Below are 15,988 nucleotides of genomic sequence, written 5' to 3'. Positions count from 1 at the left end.
CAGAGCAGTATAACAGACAGTCCAATATTTTCATTGACTGACACACCGCCTTCGCGAGCAAGCCCGCTCCCACCTGGAATCAGCGGCGACCTTGACTTCCATATTTGCGAAGCAAGGTCGCGTCCACAGTTGTTGTGCCTTACAACTGCGCCGCCAACCGCGAGCCCTGGTTGATCGCCCGCTTGGCATCCAGCTCAGCCGCCACATCGGCACCGCCGATGAGGTGAACGGTCTGCCCTGCCGCTTCCAGGCCTTCCTGCAACTCACGCAACGGATCCTGGCCGGCGCAGATCACGATGTTGTCCACCGCCAGCACTTGCGGCTCGCCGGTTTCGCCGATGCGAATGTGCAGGCCGTCGTCGTCGATCTTCAAGTATTCGACGCTGTTGAGCATCTGCACCTGCTTGTTCTTCAGGCCCGTGCGGTGAATCCAGCCGGTGGTCTTGCCCAGGCCGTCACCGACCTTGGACGCCTTGCGTTGCAGCAGGAACACCTGGCGCGCCGGTGCATGGGGTTCGGCCTTGATCCCGGCGACGCCGCCGCGCGCTTGGAGATGGGTGTCGATCCCCCACTCCTTCCAGAACGCCTCACGGTCCTGGCTGGTGGCGACGCCCTGGTGAACCAGGAATTCCGACACGTCGAAGCCAATACCGCCGGCACCGATCACCGCGACACTGCGCCCCACCGGCTTGCGTTCGAGGATCACGTCCAGGTAGCTCAAGACCTTGGCATGCTCCACCCCGGGAATCGCCGGCACCCGGGGGGCGATGCCGGTGGCGAGGATGATCTCGTCGTACCCGCCGGCCACCAATTGCGCCACATCCACCCGGGTGTCGAGGCACAGCTCGACATGACTGGTCTGCAATTTGCGCTTGAAGTAGCGCAGGGTTTCGAAGAACTCTTCCTTGCCCGGCACGCGCTTGGCGACGTTGAACTGGCCACCGATTTCGCTGGCCGAATCGAACAGCGTCACCTGGTGCCCGCGCTCGGCCGCCACCGTGGCCGCGGACAACCCGGCCGGGCCAGCGCCAACCACGGCGATTTTCTTCACCTGGGTCACCGGCAGGTAGTTCAGCTCGGTTTCGTGGCAGGCCCGCGGGTTGACCCGGCAACTGGTGAGCTTGCCGCCAAAGGTGTGGTCCAGGCACGCCTGGTTGCAGCCGATGCAGGTATTGATTTCATCGCTGCGACCGGCGGCAGCCTTGTTGACGAACTCCGGATCGGCCAGGAACGGCCGGGCCATGGAAACCATGTCGGCATCGCCTTCGGCCAGGATCTGCTCGGCCACTTCCGGGGTGTTGATGCGGTTGGTGGTGATCAGCGGGATGTTCACCGAACCGCGCAGCTTGGCTGTGACTTTGCTGAACGCCGCCCGTGGAACCTTGGTGGCGATGGTGGGAATCCGTGCTTCGTGCCAGCCAATACCGGTGTTGATGATCGTCGCGCCGGCCTGCTCGATGGCCTTGGCCAACTGGACGATTTCGTCCCAGGTGCTGCCGCCTTCCACCAGGTCGAGCATCGACAGGCGAAAGATGATGATGAAGTTCGGGCCTACCGCCTCGCGCACCCGACGGACGATTTCCACCGGCAGGCGCATGCGGTTTTCATAGCTGCCGCCCCAACGGAAGGTACGGTGGTTGGTATGGGCCGCCAGGAACTGGTTAATGAAATAACCTTCCGAGCCCATGATTTCGACGCCATCATATTCGGCCTTCTGGGCCAGGACCGAGCACGTGACGAAATCGCTGATCTGCTTCTCGATGCCTTCCTCATCCAGCTCCTTGGGCTTGAACGGGTTGATCGGCGCCTGGATCGCACTCGGTGCCACTTGCTTGGGGCTGTAGGCGTAGCGCCCGGCGTGCAGAATCTGCATGCAGATCTTGCCGCCGGCCTCATGCACGGCCCGGGTTACGATCTGGTGCTTGAGCGCCTCTTCTTCGGTGGTCAGCTTGGCCGCGCCGGAGTAGACACCGCCCTCGTCGTTCGGCCCGATTCCACCGGTGACCATCAGGCCCACGCCGCCCCGGGCGCGCTCGGCGAAATACGCCGCCATGCGTTCGAAGCCGCCGGGTTTCTCTTCCAGGCCGGTGTGCATCGAGCCCATCAGGGTGCGGTTGCGCAACGTGGTGAAGCCCAAGTCCAGCGGGGCCAGCAGGTGCGGGTAATGAGAGGCGGTCATCGGTAACTCCACAACGGGCGATCACGGGAATAAAGCGCAAGCTCTGCGGCTTGCGTCTGTCATGGCCCACAGCGTAAGAGTCCGGCTGCGGCTGCTCAATGACCGTAACTGACAACTTAATGATCCAAATGTGCAGTTACCCATCAGGTGCCGCGTGACTCTCGGTGGGGTAAGCCAGTCCTACCAACGCTGGCTCACGTGCTCAAACCAAAAAATAACGCAAATAACAGAGTCGTCATTGCATGCAACCCCAACGAAAAATGCTGCACAACGAGTTGCACGCCCGCCCGTCGTTGTATTTCGACGAACCGGCCCACGTCTTCCACTTGGCATTCCTGGGCGACAACGCCCAGTGCAACGCACTGCTCGAGCGACTGTGCCCCGATACCGTCGCAGCAGACGCCGCACAAGGCATCACCCGCCTGGAAGGCCATCCGCTGAAGTGGGAGCGCCACGCCGAATTCTTTACCCTGACCCTGGTCGTGCCTGCCAGCAGCAACGAGCTGCAATGGACGACACTGCCCGAAAGCCTTGCCCGGGGCATCGAAGGTCACACCCAGCACCTCATCAATGCCGTTCAGGTGGTGGTGCGCGCCGAAGCCGGCCTCGACCTGCCCAGCTACGGGTTCAAGGACCCTTGCGGCTCATGCGTGGGCGGTGGCGATGCGGTGGTCTGGAGCGATTTTCGCCTGACCGAGGACGGCACCAATCGCCTCTTGTTCATCAACCGACGGCTCAACGCCTATCGCCAGGGGCGCATGATCCGGCGCCTGTTGGAAATCGAGACCTATCGCATGATGGCCTCCTTGTCCCTCAGTATCGCCAAGGCACTGGACCCGCAACTGAACGAATTCGATCGCACCCTGGTGAGCCTCTCCGAGCGCAACGCCAACGCCAGTGGCGTGCATGCCAAGGCCCTGTTGGAGGATATCGCCCTGCTGTCGCGCCAGGTCGTCAGCAGCTCGGTCAGGACTCGCCACCGCTTCAGCGCGACCCGCGCCTACGCGCAACTGGTGTTCGAGCGCCTGGGGGAGTTGCGCGAAAGCCATTTGGGAGATTGCCAGCGTTTGGGCGTGTTCATCGAACGCCGTTTCAAGCCCACGGTGCGTTATTGCGCCGCCACTGAACAGCGCCTCGAACAACTGGCCATGAGCATCGCCAACCTGGGCGACCTGCTGCAAGCCCGCGTGCAAGTCGAGATGGAAGACCAGAACGCCGAGATCCTGCGCAGCCTCAATGCCCGCGCCGATGCCCAGATCAAGATCCAGCGCGCCGTGGAAGGCCTGTCGATCATCGCCATCACTTACTACCTGATCAACCTGTTCAAGTTGGTCTACAGCGGGTTGCACACCTTGGGCGCACACCTCTCGGCCCGTGACGCGCTGCTGGGCATGACGCCACCGGTGCTGTTGATCATGTTGCTGATTCTGATCCGGATCAGGAAGGCTAAAAGTCACTAGCCGCCCTGCCCAGCGCCAAGGGCGTCCACAGGTTCCATGGACGCCTTTGCGTACGCTTGCCGTGCGTACAAATCCTCACCCGCCCTTCGCTACTCCCTTGTTTTACCGTACCCTGCCCCGTGACTCTTGATGAAAAATCACGAACCTGAACACGGCCGCTGACTGTTCCCCCATGCGCAAATTTCTGTACTTGCTGTTTTCACTGGCCTTGATTGCCGCCCTGGTCACCTACGCACTGTGGACGACGGATCGGCCGGCCGGCCATTACCTGTCAGACCTGCGTATCACCCTGGCGGTCGACCAGGGCACGCCGGCCGACCGTGGCAATCTGCTGGGCATCCAGCCCGAACTGTTCCCCACCGACTACCAGAGCCCCGAGCGCCTGCATCGCAAACTGGCGGCCTATCTGCAGGCGGCCCGCGACCAGGGTTTTCTCAATGCCAAGACCGTCGTGGTCCTGCCCGAGCACATCGGCACCTGGCTGATGGTCGGTGGCGAAAAAGACGAGTTGTACCAGGCCACCTCCTTGAAGGAAGCCATGAACTGGCTGGCGGTGAGCAATCCGCTGGCGTTCGTCCAGGCGCTGGTCAGCGCCGAGGGCAATAACCGGTTGGACGATGCCTACCTGCGCATGAAAGCCGAGCGCATGGCCCGTGATTATCAAACACTGTTCGGCGGGCTCGCCAAGGAGTTCGGCATCACCCTGGTGGCTGGCTCCATCGTGCTGCCCGAACCCAGCGTCAACGAAGGCGAGCTGAAGATTGGCCGTGGCGCGTTGTACAACAGCAGCCTGGTGTTCGGCAGCGATGGCCGGCCGATCGGCCAGCCGCAACGCCAACGACATCCGGTGTTCGAGCAACAGGATGTGCTGGGCGCCGAACATCCGGCCGCCCCCCTGGTCATCGACACGCCTGCCGGGCGCCTGGGCGTGCTCATCGGCAGCGACAGCTGGTACCCGCTCCACTACCGCCAGCTCAATGAACAGGGTGCGCAACTGATCGCGGTACCCGCCTTTGTCATCGGTCGCGGCGCCTGGGACAAGCCCTGGAGCGGTTATAAAGGCCTGTCCACGCCGAGCGAAGTGAGCCTCAGGCCTGGCGAAGTGAGTGAGGGGCAAGCCTGGCATCGCCTGACACTGACCAGCCAGTTGCCTATCAGCCAGGCCCGGGGCGGCGTCAGCGTGTTCCTGCGCGGGCAGTTCTGGGACAGCGGCAGTGCCGGCCAGAGCTTTATCAGCCACAACGGCCAGCACTTCCCCGACAGCGAAGCCCGTGGCGCCCGCCTGTTGAACTTGTGGTTGTAAACATGAAACCGCAGCCGATGCGCCTGGGGGACCTGTCGGTAGGCTTCGTCCATAGCCTGGCTGACGCTGTCGCCAGCCATGGGCAGGACCCCAAGCCCCTGCTTGAACAGTACGGCCTCGACGCCGCGCGCCTGGCCGAGCCCGGGGCACGCCTGTCGATTCCACGGTACATGCGCCTGGGCCACGCCGCGATTCAGCAGACCCAGGACCCGGCCCTGGGCCTGCGCATGGGTCAGCTCGGCCGTTTGAGCCAGGCCGGGCTGGCCGGCGTCACCGCTGCCCAGGCGCCGACGGTACGCGAGGCGGCCCGCTGCATGATCCGCTTCGAGCCGCTGTACGGCTCCAACTATCGCGGCCAATCGAGTTTCCATGAGGATGCCCGCGGCGCCTGGCTGCGGTTCTATTCCATCAGCCCGTATAACGCCTACAACCGCTTCGTCGTGGACTCGATCATTGCCGGCTGGCTGGCGCAATTATCCAGCGTCAGCGGCGTCGCGCTGCGGCCCGAACGCATAGACATCGAATTCGAGGAACCGGCGTATCTGGAGGCCTACCGCACACTCGGTGACTGCCCGATCCAGTTTGGCGCCGAACAGAATCAACTGCGCCTGGGCCTGGACAGCCTCGCCCAGCGCAACCCGCAGCATTGCCCCAGTACCTGGCATCACCTGGTTCAGTTATGTGAACGGGAACTGGAACAGCTGACCCGCACCCGCAGCCTGCGCGAGCGCATCATCCAACTGCTGGGGCCGTTGCTCAGCGGCGGCCGGGAACCCGACCTGGAAGAAGTGGCGGCTCGCCTGAAGCTGCCGACCTGGACCCTGCGTCGCAAGCTGGCCGAGGAAGGCACGCAGTTTCGCGCCATCCTCAACGACACCCGTCGCGACTTGGCCATGACCTACATACGCGATACCGAACTGGCGTTCGGCGAAATCGCCTACCTGTTGGGGTTTGCCTCAGCCGAAGCCTTTCAACGGGCCTTCAAGCGTTGGAATGACCAGACGCCTGGGGAGTTTCGCCGTAGCCACAGAGGGCGTTGAATTTCAAGCGTTGGGCTTGTTGCTCAAACCTTGCTGCTTGCAAACTCGCTTACAACTCCGTTGCATCTTCGGCGGGTTCCAGCGGGTCCAGTTCGTAGGCCTGGTATTCCAGCAGCTCTTCCTGATAATCATCCATTACGCGTCCTTCCCCTGTCGTTGAACCAATGCCTGATGGCGCTGGCATCAGCATAAAGCTGCTTTATGAACAAAACATGAAGCAAAGGCTTCATGAATTAAACGTAGCACAGGGTCGGGAAATTACTGCGGGAAGTGTGGCAGGAAGTCACTCCCTGCCGCTGGATCTCAGGAGGCCGGAAGCGGCTGGATCGGCTCGGTCGGGGCCGGCAACGAGCTGGACGGTGGTGGTGGCGGTGTCACGGTTTCTGTCGTCGGCGCAGACTCGAACGAGTCAGGCGCAATCGGCGCGGGCTCGCTCGGCGGGGCGACAGGCTCCGACACCGCAGGAGCGGTTTCGACGGGGGCCGGCGCAGCCTCCTCGACGGGTGTGGCCGCTGCAGGCGCAGGCGCAACAGGCTCGGCCGCTGGAGCTGGAGCTGGAGCCGGATCTGGAGTCGGTGCAGGCATCAAGGCGGCCGACTCGGCCTTGGTTTCCGGTACACCCAGCTCAGCCTTCGGTTTGTCGGCATTCTCGGCGGCTTTCTTCGCTGCGGGAGGCAGGAACAGCTCTACCAAGGCAAAGAAACGCTCATAGAACTTGGCCGCCGACACGGTTTCGCTGGCGACCTTGACCATCGAATCATCCGAGGAGCCGATCGGCATCGACACCGAACCCAGCACGCCCACTCCCAGGCTGGCGGAGTTGTTGGTTTTCTTCAGGGCATAACGGTCCTGCAAGGCGTTGGCGAACATGGTCGCCCGGTGTCCGGTACCGCCATCTTCGGCACAGACCAGGTTGAAACTGATCTCCATATGGGTTTCGCCGGTCTGCTGGAAACTCTTGTGACCGCTGACCAGCTTCGGATCGCTGCTGGTGATGATATAGCCCTGGCTGAGCAACGCCCGGCGCCCGGCTTCGCAGGTGGCCGCGTCACTCACCGGATACGTGCGCGAGAACGTGCCGGAATCATCGAAGTTCTCGTGCTCATAGATGGCGGTTTTCTTCGACGAGCAACCGGCTGCGGCGGCCAGCACCAATGCAAGCCCTACGGTGCGCATGGGAAATGATTTGAACATTGAACATCCTGAGAGAAACGGTCCGGGGCGTATTGTGCAACAGAACGCGACCAGGCAGCGTGGCTAATCTTGTTTCATGGGGGGTGCGAGTTTACTGGGGGTTGTTTGCAGGAAAAAGATGTCAATCCGGTAGATCGACGAACACCCGCTTCAGGCAACAAACAGACACAAAAAACCGGTGTTTTGGCCCAGTGCTGTTCACTTGAACGGTTAGCGGGGACTTTGATTGTCACAAACCCGCCAGATAAACCCAGGGGAAAATCCCCCGCTCATGCCCGTCACTGAACACCAACTGAACCCCATAGCCCTGGGCATTGATTCCAACCACCCGGACCCGCGGATCAACCTGAACCGTCAGCCCCTGCAAACGAAACGCCCGGCACTGGGAACAGGGACATTGCCGGCGCAGCAGGGCATGGTCCAGGTATTGTTCACGGCCGTCAGGCCAGTTGAGCTTCAGTTGCCCTTTGTCCCGGGAATTGCCCATCGCCAGCGGGCTCATTGCAACTGACCCAAGGCAATGCGCACGGCTTTGCGCACTTCCGGGTCACCATCGTCCCGTGCCGCTTGCAAGGCAGCAATAGCGCTGCGATCGTTCAGTTCTCCCAAGGCCAGGGCCGCTTCCTTGCGCAGGTTGCTGATGCGATGGCCCAGGGTTTCGATCAAGGCCGCCAGCGCCGGGACATAGCGCAAACGCCCCAGGCTGCGGGTCGCCCGCAAGCGCACTTGCCAGTAATCATCGGCCAGCGCCTCGACCAGGGCCGGGCCGGCATCGGCGTGACCGACCTTGCCCAGGGTCGTGGCGGCCTCTTCGCGCACCGCCCAGGCCGGATCCCGAAGGGCCTGGCGCAGCGCCGGCAAGACTTGCGCATCCGAAGCCAGGCCAAGGGCCCCGGTGGCGGCACGGCGCACATCGGTGTCTGGGTCATCACTGGCCAGCCGGGCCAGGGCCGGCAAGGCGTCGAGGTGCTTGAGCCAGCCCAGCACGCCGACCGCTTCGCGGCGCACGCTGGCCTCGCTGTCGACCAAAGCGGCGAGGGCCGCCGGCGCAGCGTCGGCCAGGCGCAATTCACGCAAGGCCCTGAAGGCCGCGACGCGCACACCGGCCTCGGCATGTGCCGTCCAGGGCAGGATCACCCTTCCCGCCGCCTCGCTCTTGAGCAGGCTCAGGCTCTGGGCGGCAGCGACCTGAACGCTCGGCGATGGATCGGTCAGGGCCTCGCACAGGGCCGCCACCACCGGCGCGTCCTCCCAGGCTTCGAGCAAGCGCGCGGCTTCGGCACGCACGTCGGCACTGGGGTCCCCGGCGAGGCGGTCCACCAGCCACAGCAGGCCTTCAGGGTCCTCAAGGTCGGCCAGTTCGATCAGGGCGATACGGCGCACGCCCGGGTCTTCGTCGGTCAGGCGTGGTTGCAGGGCGAGGATGTCGTCGTTGTCGGTGTTTTCGAATAGAGAGGTCATAGGGCATATCGCGGCAAGGAGGTTTCAGGGGGAAGCCCGAGGGGATTGAGGCGCGGCAACTGCCGGCCGTCTTCATGACGCAGCAGGTCGAGGCAGTGGCGCTTCAAACGGGAAAATTCAGGACGGGTCACCAGTTCAGTCGTGCGTGGCCGTGGAAAGTCCAGGCGCAGGTCTTCGATGATCCGTCCCGGACGCGGGCTCATCACCAGCAAGCGATCGGCCAGGAACAACGCCTCGTCGATGTCGTGGGTCACGAACACCACCGTGGTACGGATGCGGGTCCAGATGTCCAGCAGCAGCGCCTGCATGTTCAAGCGGGTCAGGGCATCCAGCGCACCGAAGGGTTCGTCCATCAGCAGCAACCGTGGACGGTTGACCAGCACCCGGGCGATCTCCACCCGCTGCTGCATGCCCCCGGAGAGCTGGTCCGGCCAGTGCCCGGCGCAGCCTTCCAGGCCCACCAGCGCGAGGATTTCATCGGCGGCCCGGTGCCGTTCGACCCTGCCCAAGCCGCGCATCTTCAAGCCGAACGCGACGTTGTCACGCACGCTGCGCCAGGGGAACAACGTGTGTTGCTGGAATACCATGCCGCGTTGTGGCGACGGGCCGGAAACGCTCAAGCCGTCGACATTCAAACTGCCGGAATGCGGTTGCAGATGCCCGGCCAAGGCCCCGAGCAAGGTGGACTTGCCGCAACCGGACGGGCCAAGGACACAGACGAACTGGCCCGCCTCGATCTGGCAATCGAGGCCCTGGACCGCTTCGAACGCCTCGTTCCCCTGGCCAAGGACAATGGACAGTTGACGGATATCGATCCGCCCTTCGGGTGTTTGCATCACGCTCATCAGGCTTTCCCTCGTGGTCGATGCCAAGGCGTGAACAACCCGCCCAGGCGTTTGATCAACAGGCTGCTGCCCATGCCCAACACACCGATCAGTAACATGCCGACCACGATGTCGGCGTAGTTCTGCACGGTGTAGGAGGCCCAGGTGTAGTAGCCGATGCCGTATTGGCCGGCGATCATTTCCGCGGTCACCAGGCAGAACCAGGACGTACCCATGCCGATGGCCAGGCCGGTGATGATGCTCGGCGCGGCGCCCGGCAGAATCACTTCCAGCAGGATCGCCCGGCGTCCGGCCCCGAGGCTTTTCGCCGAGGCGATCAGCCGGCGGTCCACGCCTTCGACGCCGTGAACAGTGTTGAGCAGGATCGGGAACAGCGCGCCAGTGAAGGTGATGAACACCATCGACAATTCCGACGAGGGAAACATCAGGATTGCCAGGGGAATCCAGGCCACCGCCGGGATCGGCCGCAGCACTTCCAATGGCGGCAGCAACAGGTCTTCGGCCCATTTCGAACGGCCGATGGCCAGGCCCAGCGCCACGCCGATCAACAGCGCCGCGCCATAACCGGCAAAGACCCGGCCCAGGCTGCTGCCCAGGTGCCGGGCGAGATTGCCCGATTCACCCAGGCCGAGCGCCGCCTGGACCACCGCCAACGGGGTCGGGACGTTGGCGAAGGTCACCAGGCCGAGGTCCCAGTGGCCGTTGGCGGCGAGCTGCCAGAACAACAGGCAGAGCAGCAGTGAAGCGGCTCGCAGGAGCCAGCGTTTGGATGGTGGGTACACTGATTTTTTCCTCAGTTATGGAGATCCCTTGTGGGAGCGAGCCTGCTCGCGATAGCGGTGTGTCAATCACATCAACTTCAACTGATCTGACGCCATCGCGAGCAGGCTCGCTCCCACAGGTTTTGCTTTTAGTCGAGTCAGGTCAGCGGGCAGCGACCGCCTGGGTGGTGGCCTCGCTGAAGTCGAACACCTTGCCGCCCTGGGCCGTGGCAAATTGCTGGGCCTGGCCCTTGAGCAGGAACGCGCTGAGTTGGCCCTTGGCATCACTGGCGAACCACGCTTGCTCGGCCAGCAGCTTGATCCCGCTGTCGCTGGCCTGGGCATAGACGGCGCGAATGCCCTTGCCTTCCTGCTTGAGGCTCGCCAGCGCGGCGAAGGCCGATTGTGCCGAGGCGTAATGGCGCACTTTCGCCTCGCCGCGCACCCATATCTCGGCCACATGGCGGGCATCGGCGATCGCCTGGCCGGTCGACGCATCGCCGTTGCCCAGCGGCGTCTGGGCGTAGTTGGCCAGTTGCGCGGTGTAATCGAGGTTCGACGCCTTGAAGGCGGCGCGGATGTACTGGTCATCGATGAAGGTGTTGAGGTCCAGGCCGCGAGCAGCCTGTTTCAGCAGCTTGAGGGTAACGATGGCCGGGCCGACGGCCTGGCGGTATTCCGGTTTCCAGGTCAGGTCGCGGGTCTGCACGCCCAGGGGTCCGTGGAACAGGGAATTGACCTCGGCATCCACCCCGGTGACCTTGGCGATCAGCTCGCTGTACTTCTCCGGCTCGGCGGCCAGCAGTTGATTGGCTTCGATGGTCGCGCGCAGATAGGCGACGACGATTTCCGGGTATTTCCTGGCATAGGCCTGGTCCACCAACGCGCCATGGAACGTCGGGGTGTTAGCCTGGGCACCGTCGTAGATCTTGCGGGCGAAACCCCGGCTGGGGAACAGTTCGGCGAATGGCACGAAGTCGGCGTGGGCGTCGATCTTGCCGGCTTGCAGCGCGGAACCGGCCACCTCCGGCGGCTGGGCAATGATGTTGACGTCCTTGAGCGGGTCCCAGCCTTGGGCCGCGACGGCGCGCAACAACATGCCGTGGGCGGTGGAGGCGAACGGCACGGAAATGGTCTTGCCCTTGAGCTCGGCCAGTGACTGCACGCCAGACGCGCTGGGCACGACGATGCCGTTGCCGCTGCCCTGGGTGCTGCCCGACAGCACGCTGATGAACAGGCTGTGCTTGCCGGCGGTTTCGAACGCCACGCCGTTGAACGCACCGGGGAAATCGGCCATGGCGCCGAAGTCGAGTTTGCCGGCGACCATCTCGTTGGTCAGTGGCGCACCGCTGGTGAAATTCTTCCACTGGATATCGTATTGGGCGTCCTTGTAGGCGCCCTCATGGGGCAGGTATTTATCCAGCAGGCCCAGTTCCCGGATCAGCAACCCGCCGGCGGCGCAGTTGATGGTGGTGTCCTGGGTGCCGATGGCGATACGGATGGTTTCTGCCTGGGCAGGCAAGGTCAATGAAGCCAGTACCAGACCGGCGAGTGCTGCACGCAATAGCATGGGTATGTCCCCTCGAATCATTTATTGGTTTTTCGTCTCCGCCGCGATCAGGGCGCGGTGGGAAACGAGGGGTGTTCTGGGTTTGGCGTCCGGGGGTGGCCGGATGGCTTTTTGTGGTGTCTGTGGTGGCCTCTTCGCGAGCAGGCTCGCTCCCACAGGGTTTATCGGTGTACACAACTATCGCGACTGGCTTCAGTCCACTGTGGGAGCGAGCCTGCTCGCGAAGGCGTCAGCGCAGTCAACGCAGCAAGTACGGAATCTCGACTTTCACCGCCCCGGTCGGGCAGTCCTTTTCACAGGGCATGCAGTACCAGCATTCGTCGAACACCATGTAGGCCTTCTGGGTCGCCGGGTTGATCGCCAGCAGGTCCATGGGGCAGACATCCACGCAGACGGTACAGCCCTTGTGGGCGATGCATTTGTCCTCGTCCACGGTGACGGGGGCATTGGAGCGAAAAAAGATTTCCTGGGGTTGATAGGCCATGGGCGTTTTCTCTGGGTGAAGGGGTCACGCCGCGTCGGCACCGCCCCGCAGCCGGTCGTAGGCCTGCAGTTCGTCGGCATCGAGGGCGATGATGTAGGGTTCGACAGCTTTCTTGAATGAGGTCATCGCGCCGGCATCACCCTTCTTCAAATGGCAATGGCAAAACCAGTCGCTGTCGTTGCGTTGCGGATGATCAACCCGATAGTGGTACAAGCCCCAACGACTTTCGGCGCGAAACAGCGAGGCGCGGGCGGCCATTTCGGCGCAGTCGCGGATCATGCTGACTTCCATGGCCCGCATCAGTTCATGGGCGTTGTGGGCCTTGATCTGATCCAGGTCACGCTGGATATCGCTGAAGCGTTGCAGGCCGATCTGCATTTTCTTGGTGACTTTGGGCGGTTGCAGGTAATCGTTGACGAAGCGGCGCAGCTTGTATTCCACCTGGGCCGGCGGCAGGCCATGCTCGCGCTCCAGCGGCGCGTAGACACGTGTTCTCTCCCGTTCGATCTGCCCGGCATCCAACGTCGAGAATTCCTTGCCTGCCACAAAGTCCGCGGCATTGTTGCCGGCAAACCAGCCGTAGGTGAACGCACCGAGCATGTAGTTGTGCGGCACCGCCGCCATGTCGCCGGCCGAGTACAGGCCCTTGACCGAGGTCTCGGCCCGTTCGTTGACCCATACCCCCGACGCCGAATGACCGCTGCAAAAACCAATCTCGGAGATGTGCATCTCCACCATCTGCGTGCGATAGTCGGTGCCACGGTTGGCATGGAATTGACCGCGACTGGGTCGTTCGTTGCTGTGCAGGATCTCTTCGATGTTCTGGATGGTTTCCTCGGCGAGGTGATCGAGCTTGAGGAACACCGGACCATTGCCGCCTTCGAGTTCCTGGTGGAACTCCCACATCATCTGCCCGCTCCAGTAGTCACACTCGATGAAGCGCTCGCCCTTGTTGTTGGCGGTGTAGCCGCCCAGGGGGCCGGTGACATAGGCGCACGCCGGGCCGTTGTAATCCTTGATCAGCGGGTTGATCTGGAAGCACTCCAGGTTCGCCAGTTCGGCACCGGCGTGATAAGCCATCGCATAACCATCACCAGCATTGGTCGGATTCTCATAAGTGCCCATCAGATAGCCCGAGGCCGGCAATCCCAGGCGCCCCGCCGCGCCGCAGCAGAGAATGACCGCCTTGGCCTTGATCACATGAAAGTCGGCGGTGCGGCAATCGAAGCCCATCACACCGTTCACCGCACCCTCCTCGTCGGTCAGCAGCCGCGTGCAGACCAGCCGATTGGTAATACTCACCCGCGCCCGTTTCAGTTGGCGATAAAGCACCTTCTTGATGTCGTGCCCTTCCGGCATCGGCAGCACGTAGGCGCCCATGTGATGAACCTTTTTCACCGCATAGTCGCCGGTTTCGTCCTTCTCGAACTTCACACCCCAGCGGTCCAGTTGCTCGATCGTTTCGAAACTGTGGGTCGCGTAGGCGTAAACCGCCGCCTGGTTGACGATGCCGTCGTTGGCGATGGTGATTTCCTTGGTGTACTGCTCAGGGGTGGAATGGCCGGGGATGATCGCGTTGTTCAAGCCGTCCATGCCCATGCTGATGGCGCCGCTGCGCTTGACGTTGGCCTTGTCCACCAGCAGCACGCGCAGATCACGGTTGCGCTCCTTGGCCTTGATCGCCGCCATGGGGCCAGCCGTACCGCCGCCGATGACGACGATGTCGTATTCCTGTTCCAGGGTGTTCCGAGTCATGCCTGCGTTCCTTTTTGCCGGTCGATCCGCAGGCGGTACTGGAAGGCATCGCCACGGTAGTAGAGGGGTTCGAAGTCCAACGGCTGGCCGTGGGCGTCATGGGTCAGCCGCTCGATGCGCATGATCGGCGAGCCTGGTTCGACCTCCAGCGCCTGGGTCAGGTCGCTGTCGGCCAGTACCGCATCGATGGCCAGGTCGGCATGTCCCAAGGTCAAGGCGCAGTCGTTTTCCAGGATCAGGAAAATGTCCCGGGTGACCAGGTCGGCCTTTTCCAGTCGTTCACCGAGGACCTTCGGCAGGTAGGTGATCTCCAGGGAAACCGGCTCGCGGTTGATCAAGCGCACCCGTTTGATCTGCGCCACTACTTCCCCTTCGACCAACTTCAGGCGCTCGGCCACGAGTTTGTCGGCCGCGATGAACTTGAAACTGATCAAGCGGTTGATCACCTCGAACCCACGCCCGGTCATGGACTCGGCCAAGCCTTGGAGGGTACTGACGTTCTGGAAGGTCTTGGGCTTGGCCACGAATGTGCCTTTGCCGTGGATCTTGAAAATCAGGCCTTCCTTTTGCAGATCGCCCAAGGCCTGGCGCACGGTGATGCGACTGACCCTGAACAACGCGCCAAGCTCGCTTTCCGAGGGCATCTGGCTGCCTTGGGGGTATTCACCGTCGAGAATCCGCGCACGCAGCACGTCTCGCAGTTGCGTGTGCAGCGGTACGCTATTGAGGGAAAGAACGTTGTCGGACATGGCCCTTATCACTTGTCATAACGAGTTATGACGTGATCTTAGGGAAAGCCCACGCGACTTGAGAAATACCGTGTGGACATATCCTTAGAGCCGAGCGTCAGTACTCTCATTGCGAAACGCGCTGGGGCTCATGCCAGTCCAGCGCCGGAACGCCCGGCGGAAGCTGCGCACATCGCTGTAGCCGACCTCTTCGGTAATGCGCTCGATGGACAGCTCGGGGTTGGCCAGCAGGTTCAGGGTGCGGCCGCGGCGCACTTGTTCGAGCAAGGCCTCGAAGGTCAGGCTGTGTTCGGTCAGGCGCCGACGCAGGGTGCGACTGCTCATGTTGAGGTCGCTGGCGATTTTCTCGATGTGGCTGCCCCGGGTCAGGTCCCGGGCAATCGCCCGTTCCACGGTCTGGATCAGGTCGATCTTCTGGTGGACCTCGCAGGCCTCCTGCTCGAGCAAGGCCAATGCCTGGCGCAGGGCCAGCGGGTGATGATTGGGCAAACGCATGTCCAGCCAGCGCACGTCGATCAGCATGCGGTTGTGCCGGCAACCGAAGCGCACCTCTGGCCCCAGGATCCGCTGGTACGCCTGGGCATAGGACGGCGCGGCGTGCATGAATTCCACGGCCTGGGGCTTGAAATCGGGCCCCGCCAGCGCCCGGCCGTAGACCATCAGGCTGGCGAAGAACTCTTCCACGGAAAACACCTGGATCTCGGCGAAAGGCAGGCGACATGTGGCCTCGACCATGATCAGGTCAGTGGCCTCTTCGACACGGGTCACGGCGATGCCGCCGGTGGTGTGCTGGTAACGAACCCCGAGGGCGAAGGCATCGCGCAGGGTTTCGCACAGCGACAAGACGTGACCCAGCAGGCCGAGGGTGCCGAGCACGTTGCGATCGCCCACCCATAACCCCAGCCCCTGGTCAGGCAACAGCTTCAGTGCACGTTGGATCATGACCACGGCCTGGCGATAGGAAATACGCTGGGCGGGATCTTGCAGGTCATCGAGGTCGAACCCCAGGCCGCGACACAGGCTGGCGGCATCGAAGCCTTTGTCCGCCACCACCTCGGCCAACGTTTGCAGCAAAAATGGCGATACCAGCGCCAATTCATAGGTGGGGTCGATGACTTTCATCTGCATGGGGCGGGTTCCGGAGCACGTTAGGTGGCGTTTTTGTAACCGGTTATTTCATAAAGTTA

General features: G+C 62.7%; 15 protein-coding genes. 3 read left to right on the top strand and 12 right to left on the bottom strand.

Features of this window, described 5'->3' with window-relative positions; genetic code table 11:
• Positions 1 to 139: 139 nt before the first annotated feature.
• Entirely contained in the window at positions 140 to 2,179 is a 2,040-nt protein-coding gene (locus tag HGO40_RS19110; RefSeq protein WP_250964287.1) for an oxidoreductase, read from the bottom strand.
• A 242-nt stretch (positions 2,180 to 2,421) separates the two neighbouring features.
• On the opposite strand from HGO40_RS19110, the gene HGO40_RS19105 reads away from it, so the two are divergent.
• The 3 genes from HGO40_RS19105 to HGO40_RS19095 all read left to right on the top strand — a co-directional run bounded on the left by HGO40_RS19105 (position 2,422) and on the right by HGO40_RS19095 (position 5,982).
• Positions 2,422 to 3,639, top strand: coding sequence for a DUF3422 domain-containing protein (locus HGO40_RS19105; protein ID WP_250964286.1), 1,218 nt, complete (start codon positions 2,422 to 2,424; stop codon positions 3,637 to 3,639).
• 172 nt (positions 3,640 to 3,811) lie between these two features.
• Positions 3,812 to 4,942, top strand: coding sequence for a carbon-nitrogen hydrolase family protein (locus HGO40_RS19100; protein ID WP_250964285.1), 1,131 nt, complete (start codon positions 3,812 to 3,814; stop codon positions 4,940 to 4,942).
• Between the two features lie 2 nt (positions 4,943 to 4,944).
• Entirely contained in the window at positions 4,945 to 5,982 is a 1,038-nt protein-coding gene (locus HGO40_RS19095; protein ID WP_250964284.1) for an AraC family transcriptional regulator, read from the top strand.
• 49 nt (positions 5,983 to 6,031) lie between these two features.
• On the opposite strand, the gene HGO40_RS30550 is transcribed toward HGO40_RS19095, so the two are convergent.
• The 11 genes from HGO40_RS30550 to HGO40_RS19045 all read right to left on the bottom strand — a co-directional run bounded on the left by HGO40_RS30550 (position 6,032) and on the right by HGO40_RS19045 (position 15,929).
• The gene (locus HGO40_RS30550) at positions 6,032 to 6,166 is read right to left on the bottom strand and encodes a hypothetical protein (RefSeq protein ID WP_264083855.1); all 135 of its coding nucleotides are present in this window, start codon (positions 6,164 to 6,166) and stop codon (positions 6,032 to 6,034) included.
• Positions 6,167 to 6,285: 119 nt separating this feature from the next.
• Positions 6,286 to 7,176, bottom strand: a complete 891-nt coding sequence (locus HGO40_RS19090; protein WP_250964283.1) for a DUF2242 domain-containing protein — start codon at positions 7,174 to 7,176, stop codon at positions 6,286 to 6,288.
• Positions 7,177 to 7,405: 229 nt separating this feature from the next.
• Entirely contained in the window at positions 7,406 to 7,678 is a 273-nt protein-coding gene (locus HGO40_RS19085; protein WP_250964282.1) for a DUF971 domain-containing protein, read from the bottom strand.
• Complete coding sequence (locus HGO40_RS19080) at positions 7,675 to 8,637, bottom strand: HEAT repeat domain-containing protein (protein ID WP_250964281.1); 963 nt, start codon at positions 8,635 to 8,637, stop codon at positions 7,675 to 7,677. The genes HGO40_RS19085 and HGO40_RS19080 overlap by 4 nt, the downstream gene beginning before the upstream one ends.
• Positions 8,634 to 9,482: an ABC transporter ATP-binding protein gene (locus tag HGO40_RS19075; protein ID WP_250964280.1), complete on the bottom strand. Its 849-nt coding sequence runs from the start codon at positions 9,480 to 9,482 to the stop codon at positions 8,634 to 8,636. Before HGO40_RS19075 ends, HGO40_RS19080 begins: the two co-directional genes overlap by 4 nt.
• Positions 9,482 to 10,264 (bottom strand): ABC transporter permease, encoded by a 783-nt coding sequence (locus HGO40_RS19070; RefSeq protein ID WP_250964279.1) that lies wholly within the window; start codon positions 10,262 to 10,264, stop codon positions 9,482 to 9,484. The genes HGO40_RS19075 and HGO40_RS19070 overlap by 1 nt, the downstream gene beginning before the upstream one ends.
• 142 nt (positions 10,265 to 10,406) lie before the next feature.
• Positions 10,407 to 11,813: an ABC transporter substrate-binding protein gene (locus tag HGO40_RS19065; protein ID WP_250964278.1), complete on the bottom strand. Its 1,407-nt coding sequence runs from the start codon at positions 11,811 to 11,813 to the stop codon at positions 10,407 to 10,409.
• Between the two features lie 238 nt (positions 11,814 to 12,051).
• Positions 12,052 to 12,297, bottom strand: coding sequence for a 4Fe-4S dicluster domain-containing protein (locus HGO40_RS19060; RefSeq protein WP_250964277.1), 246 nt, complete (start codon positions 12,295 to 12,297; stop codon positions 12,052 to 12,054).
• Positions 12,298 to 12,321: 24 nt separating this feature from the next.
• Positions 12,322 to 14,052, bottom strand: a complete 1,731-nt coding sequence (locus HGO40_RS19055; protein WP_250964276.1) for a fumarate reductase/succinate dehydrogenase flavoprotein subunit — start codon at positions 14,050 to 14,052, stop codon at positions 12,322 to 12,324.
• Positions 14,049 to 14,801, bottom strand: a complete 753-nt coding sequence (locus HGO40_RS19050) for a GntR family transcriptional regulator (protein ID WP_250964275.1) — start codon at positions 14,799 to 14,801, stop codon at positions 14,049 to 14,051. Before HGO40_RS19050 ends, HGO40_RS19055 begins: the two co-directional genes overlap by 4 nt.
• An 84-nt stretch (positions 14,802 to 14,885) precedes the next feature.
• Complete coding sequence (locus tag HGO40_RS19045) at positions 14,886 to 15,929, bottom strand: AraC family transcriptional regulator (protein ID WP_250964274.1); 1,044 nt, start codon at positions 15,927 to 15,929, stop codon at positions 14,886 to 14,888.
• Between the last annotated feature and the right edge of the window lie 59 nt (positions 15,930 to 15,988).

Origin of the sequence: Pseudomonas sp. CG7, assembly GCF_023701885.1 — a bacterium.
Lineage (GTDB): Bacteria > Pseudomonadota > Gammaproteobacteria > Pseudomonadales > Pseudomonadaceae > Aquipseudomonas > Aquipseudomonas zanjanensis.
The sequence above is the reverse complement of the archived record's forward strand: the minus strand, read 5'-3'. Positions and strand labels throughout refer to the sequence as shown.

Bases quoted from the DNA above. Each gene is read 5' to 3' on its own strand.
- HGO40_RS19100 (WP_250964285.1), top strand. From the start codon at position 3,812: ATGCGCAAATTTCTGTACTTGCTGTTTTCACTGGCCTTGATTGCCGCC.
- HGO40_RS30550 (WP_264083855.1), bottom strand. From the start codon at position 6,166: ATGCCAGCGCCATCAGGCATTGGTTCAACGACAGGGGAAGGACGCGTA.
- HGO40_RS19045 (WP_250964274.1), bottom strand. From the start codon at position 15,929: ATGCAGATGAAAGTCATCGACCCCACCTATGAATTGGCGCTGGTATCG.
- HGO40_RS19085 (WP_250964282.1), bottom strand. From the start codon at position 7,678: ATGAGCCCGCTGGCGATGGGCAATTCCCGGGACAAAGGGCAACTGAAG.
- HGO40_RS19095 (WP_250964284.1), top strand. From the start codon at position 4,945: ATGAAACCGCAGCCGATGCGCCTGGGGGACCTGTCGGTAGGCTTCGTC.
- HGO40_RS19105 (WP_250964286.1), top strand. From the start codon at position 2,422: ATGCAACCCCAACGAAAAATGCTGCACAACGAGTTGCACGCCCGCCCG.
- HGO40_RS19050 (WP_250964275.1), bottom strand. From the start codon at position 14,801: ATGTCCGACAACGTTCTTTCCCTCAATAGCGTACCGCTGCACACGCAA.
- HGO40_RS19080 (WP_250964281.1), bottom strand. From the start codon at position 8,637: ATGACCTCTCTATTCGAAAACACCGACAACGACGACATCCTCGCCCTG.
- HGO40_RS19110 (WP_250964287.1), bottom strand. From the start codon at position 2,179: ATGACCGCCTCTCATTACCCGCACCTGCTGGCCCCGCTGGACTTGGGC.
- HGO40_RS19090 (WP_250964283.1), bottom strand. From the start codon at position 7,176: ATGTTCAAATCATTTCCCATGCGCACCGTAGGGCTTGCATTGGTGCTG.
- HGO40_RS19075 (WP_250964280.1), bottom strand. From the start codon at position 9,482: ATGAGCGTGATGCAAACACCCGAAGGGCGGATCGATATCCGTCAACTG.
- HGO40_RS19055 (WP_250964276.1), bottom strand. From the start codon at position 14,052: ATGACTCGGAACACCCTGGAACAGGAATACGACATCGTCGTCATCGGC.
- HGO40_RS19065 (WP_250964278.1), bottom strand. From the start codon at position 11,813: ATGCTATTGCGTGCAGCACTCGCCGGTCTGGTACTGGCTTCATTGACC.
- HGO40_RS19060 (WP_250964277.1), bottom strand. From the start codon at position 12,297: ATGGCCTATCAACCCCAGGAAATCTTTTTTCGCTCCAATGCCCCCGTC.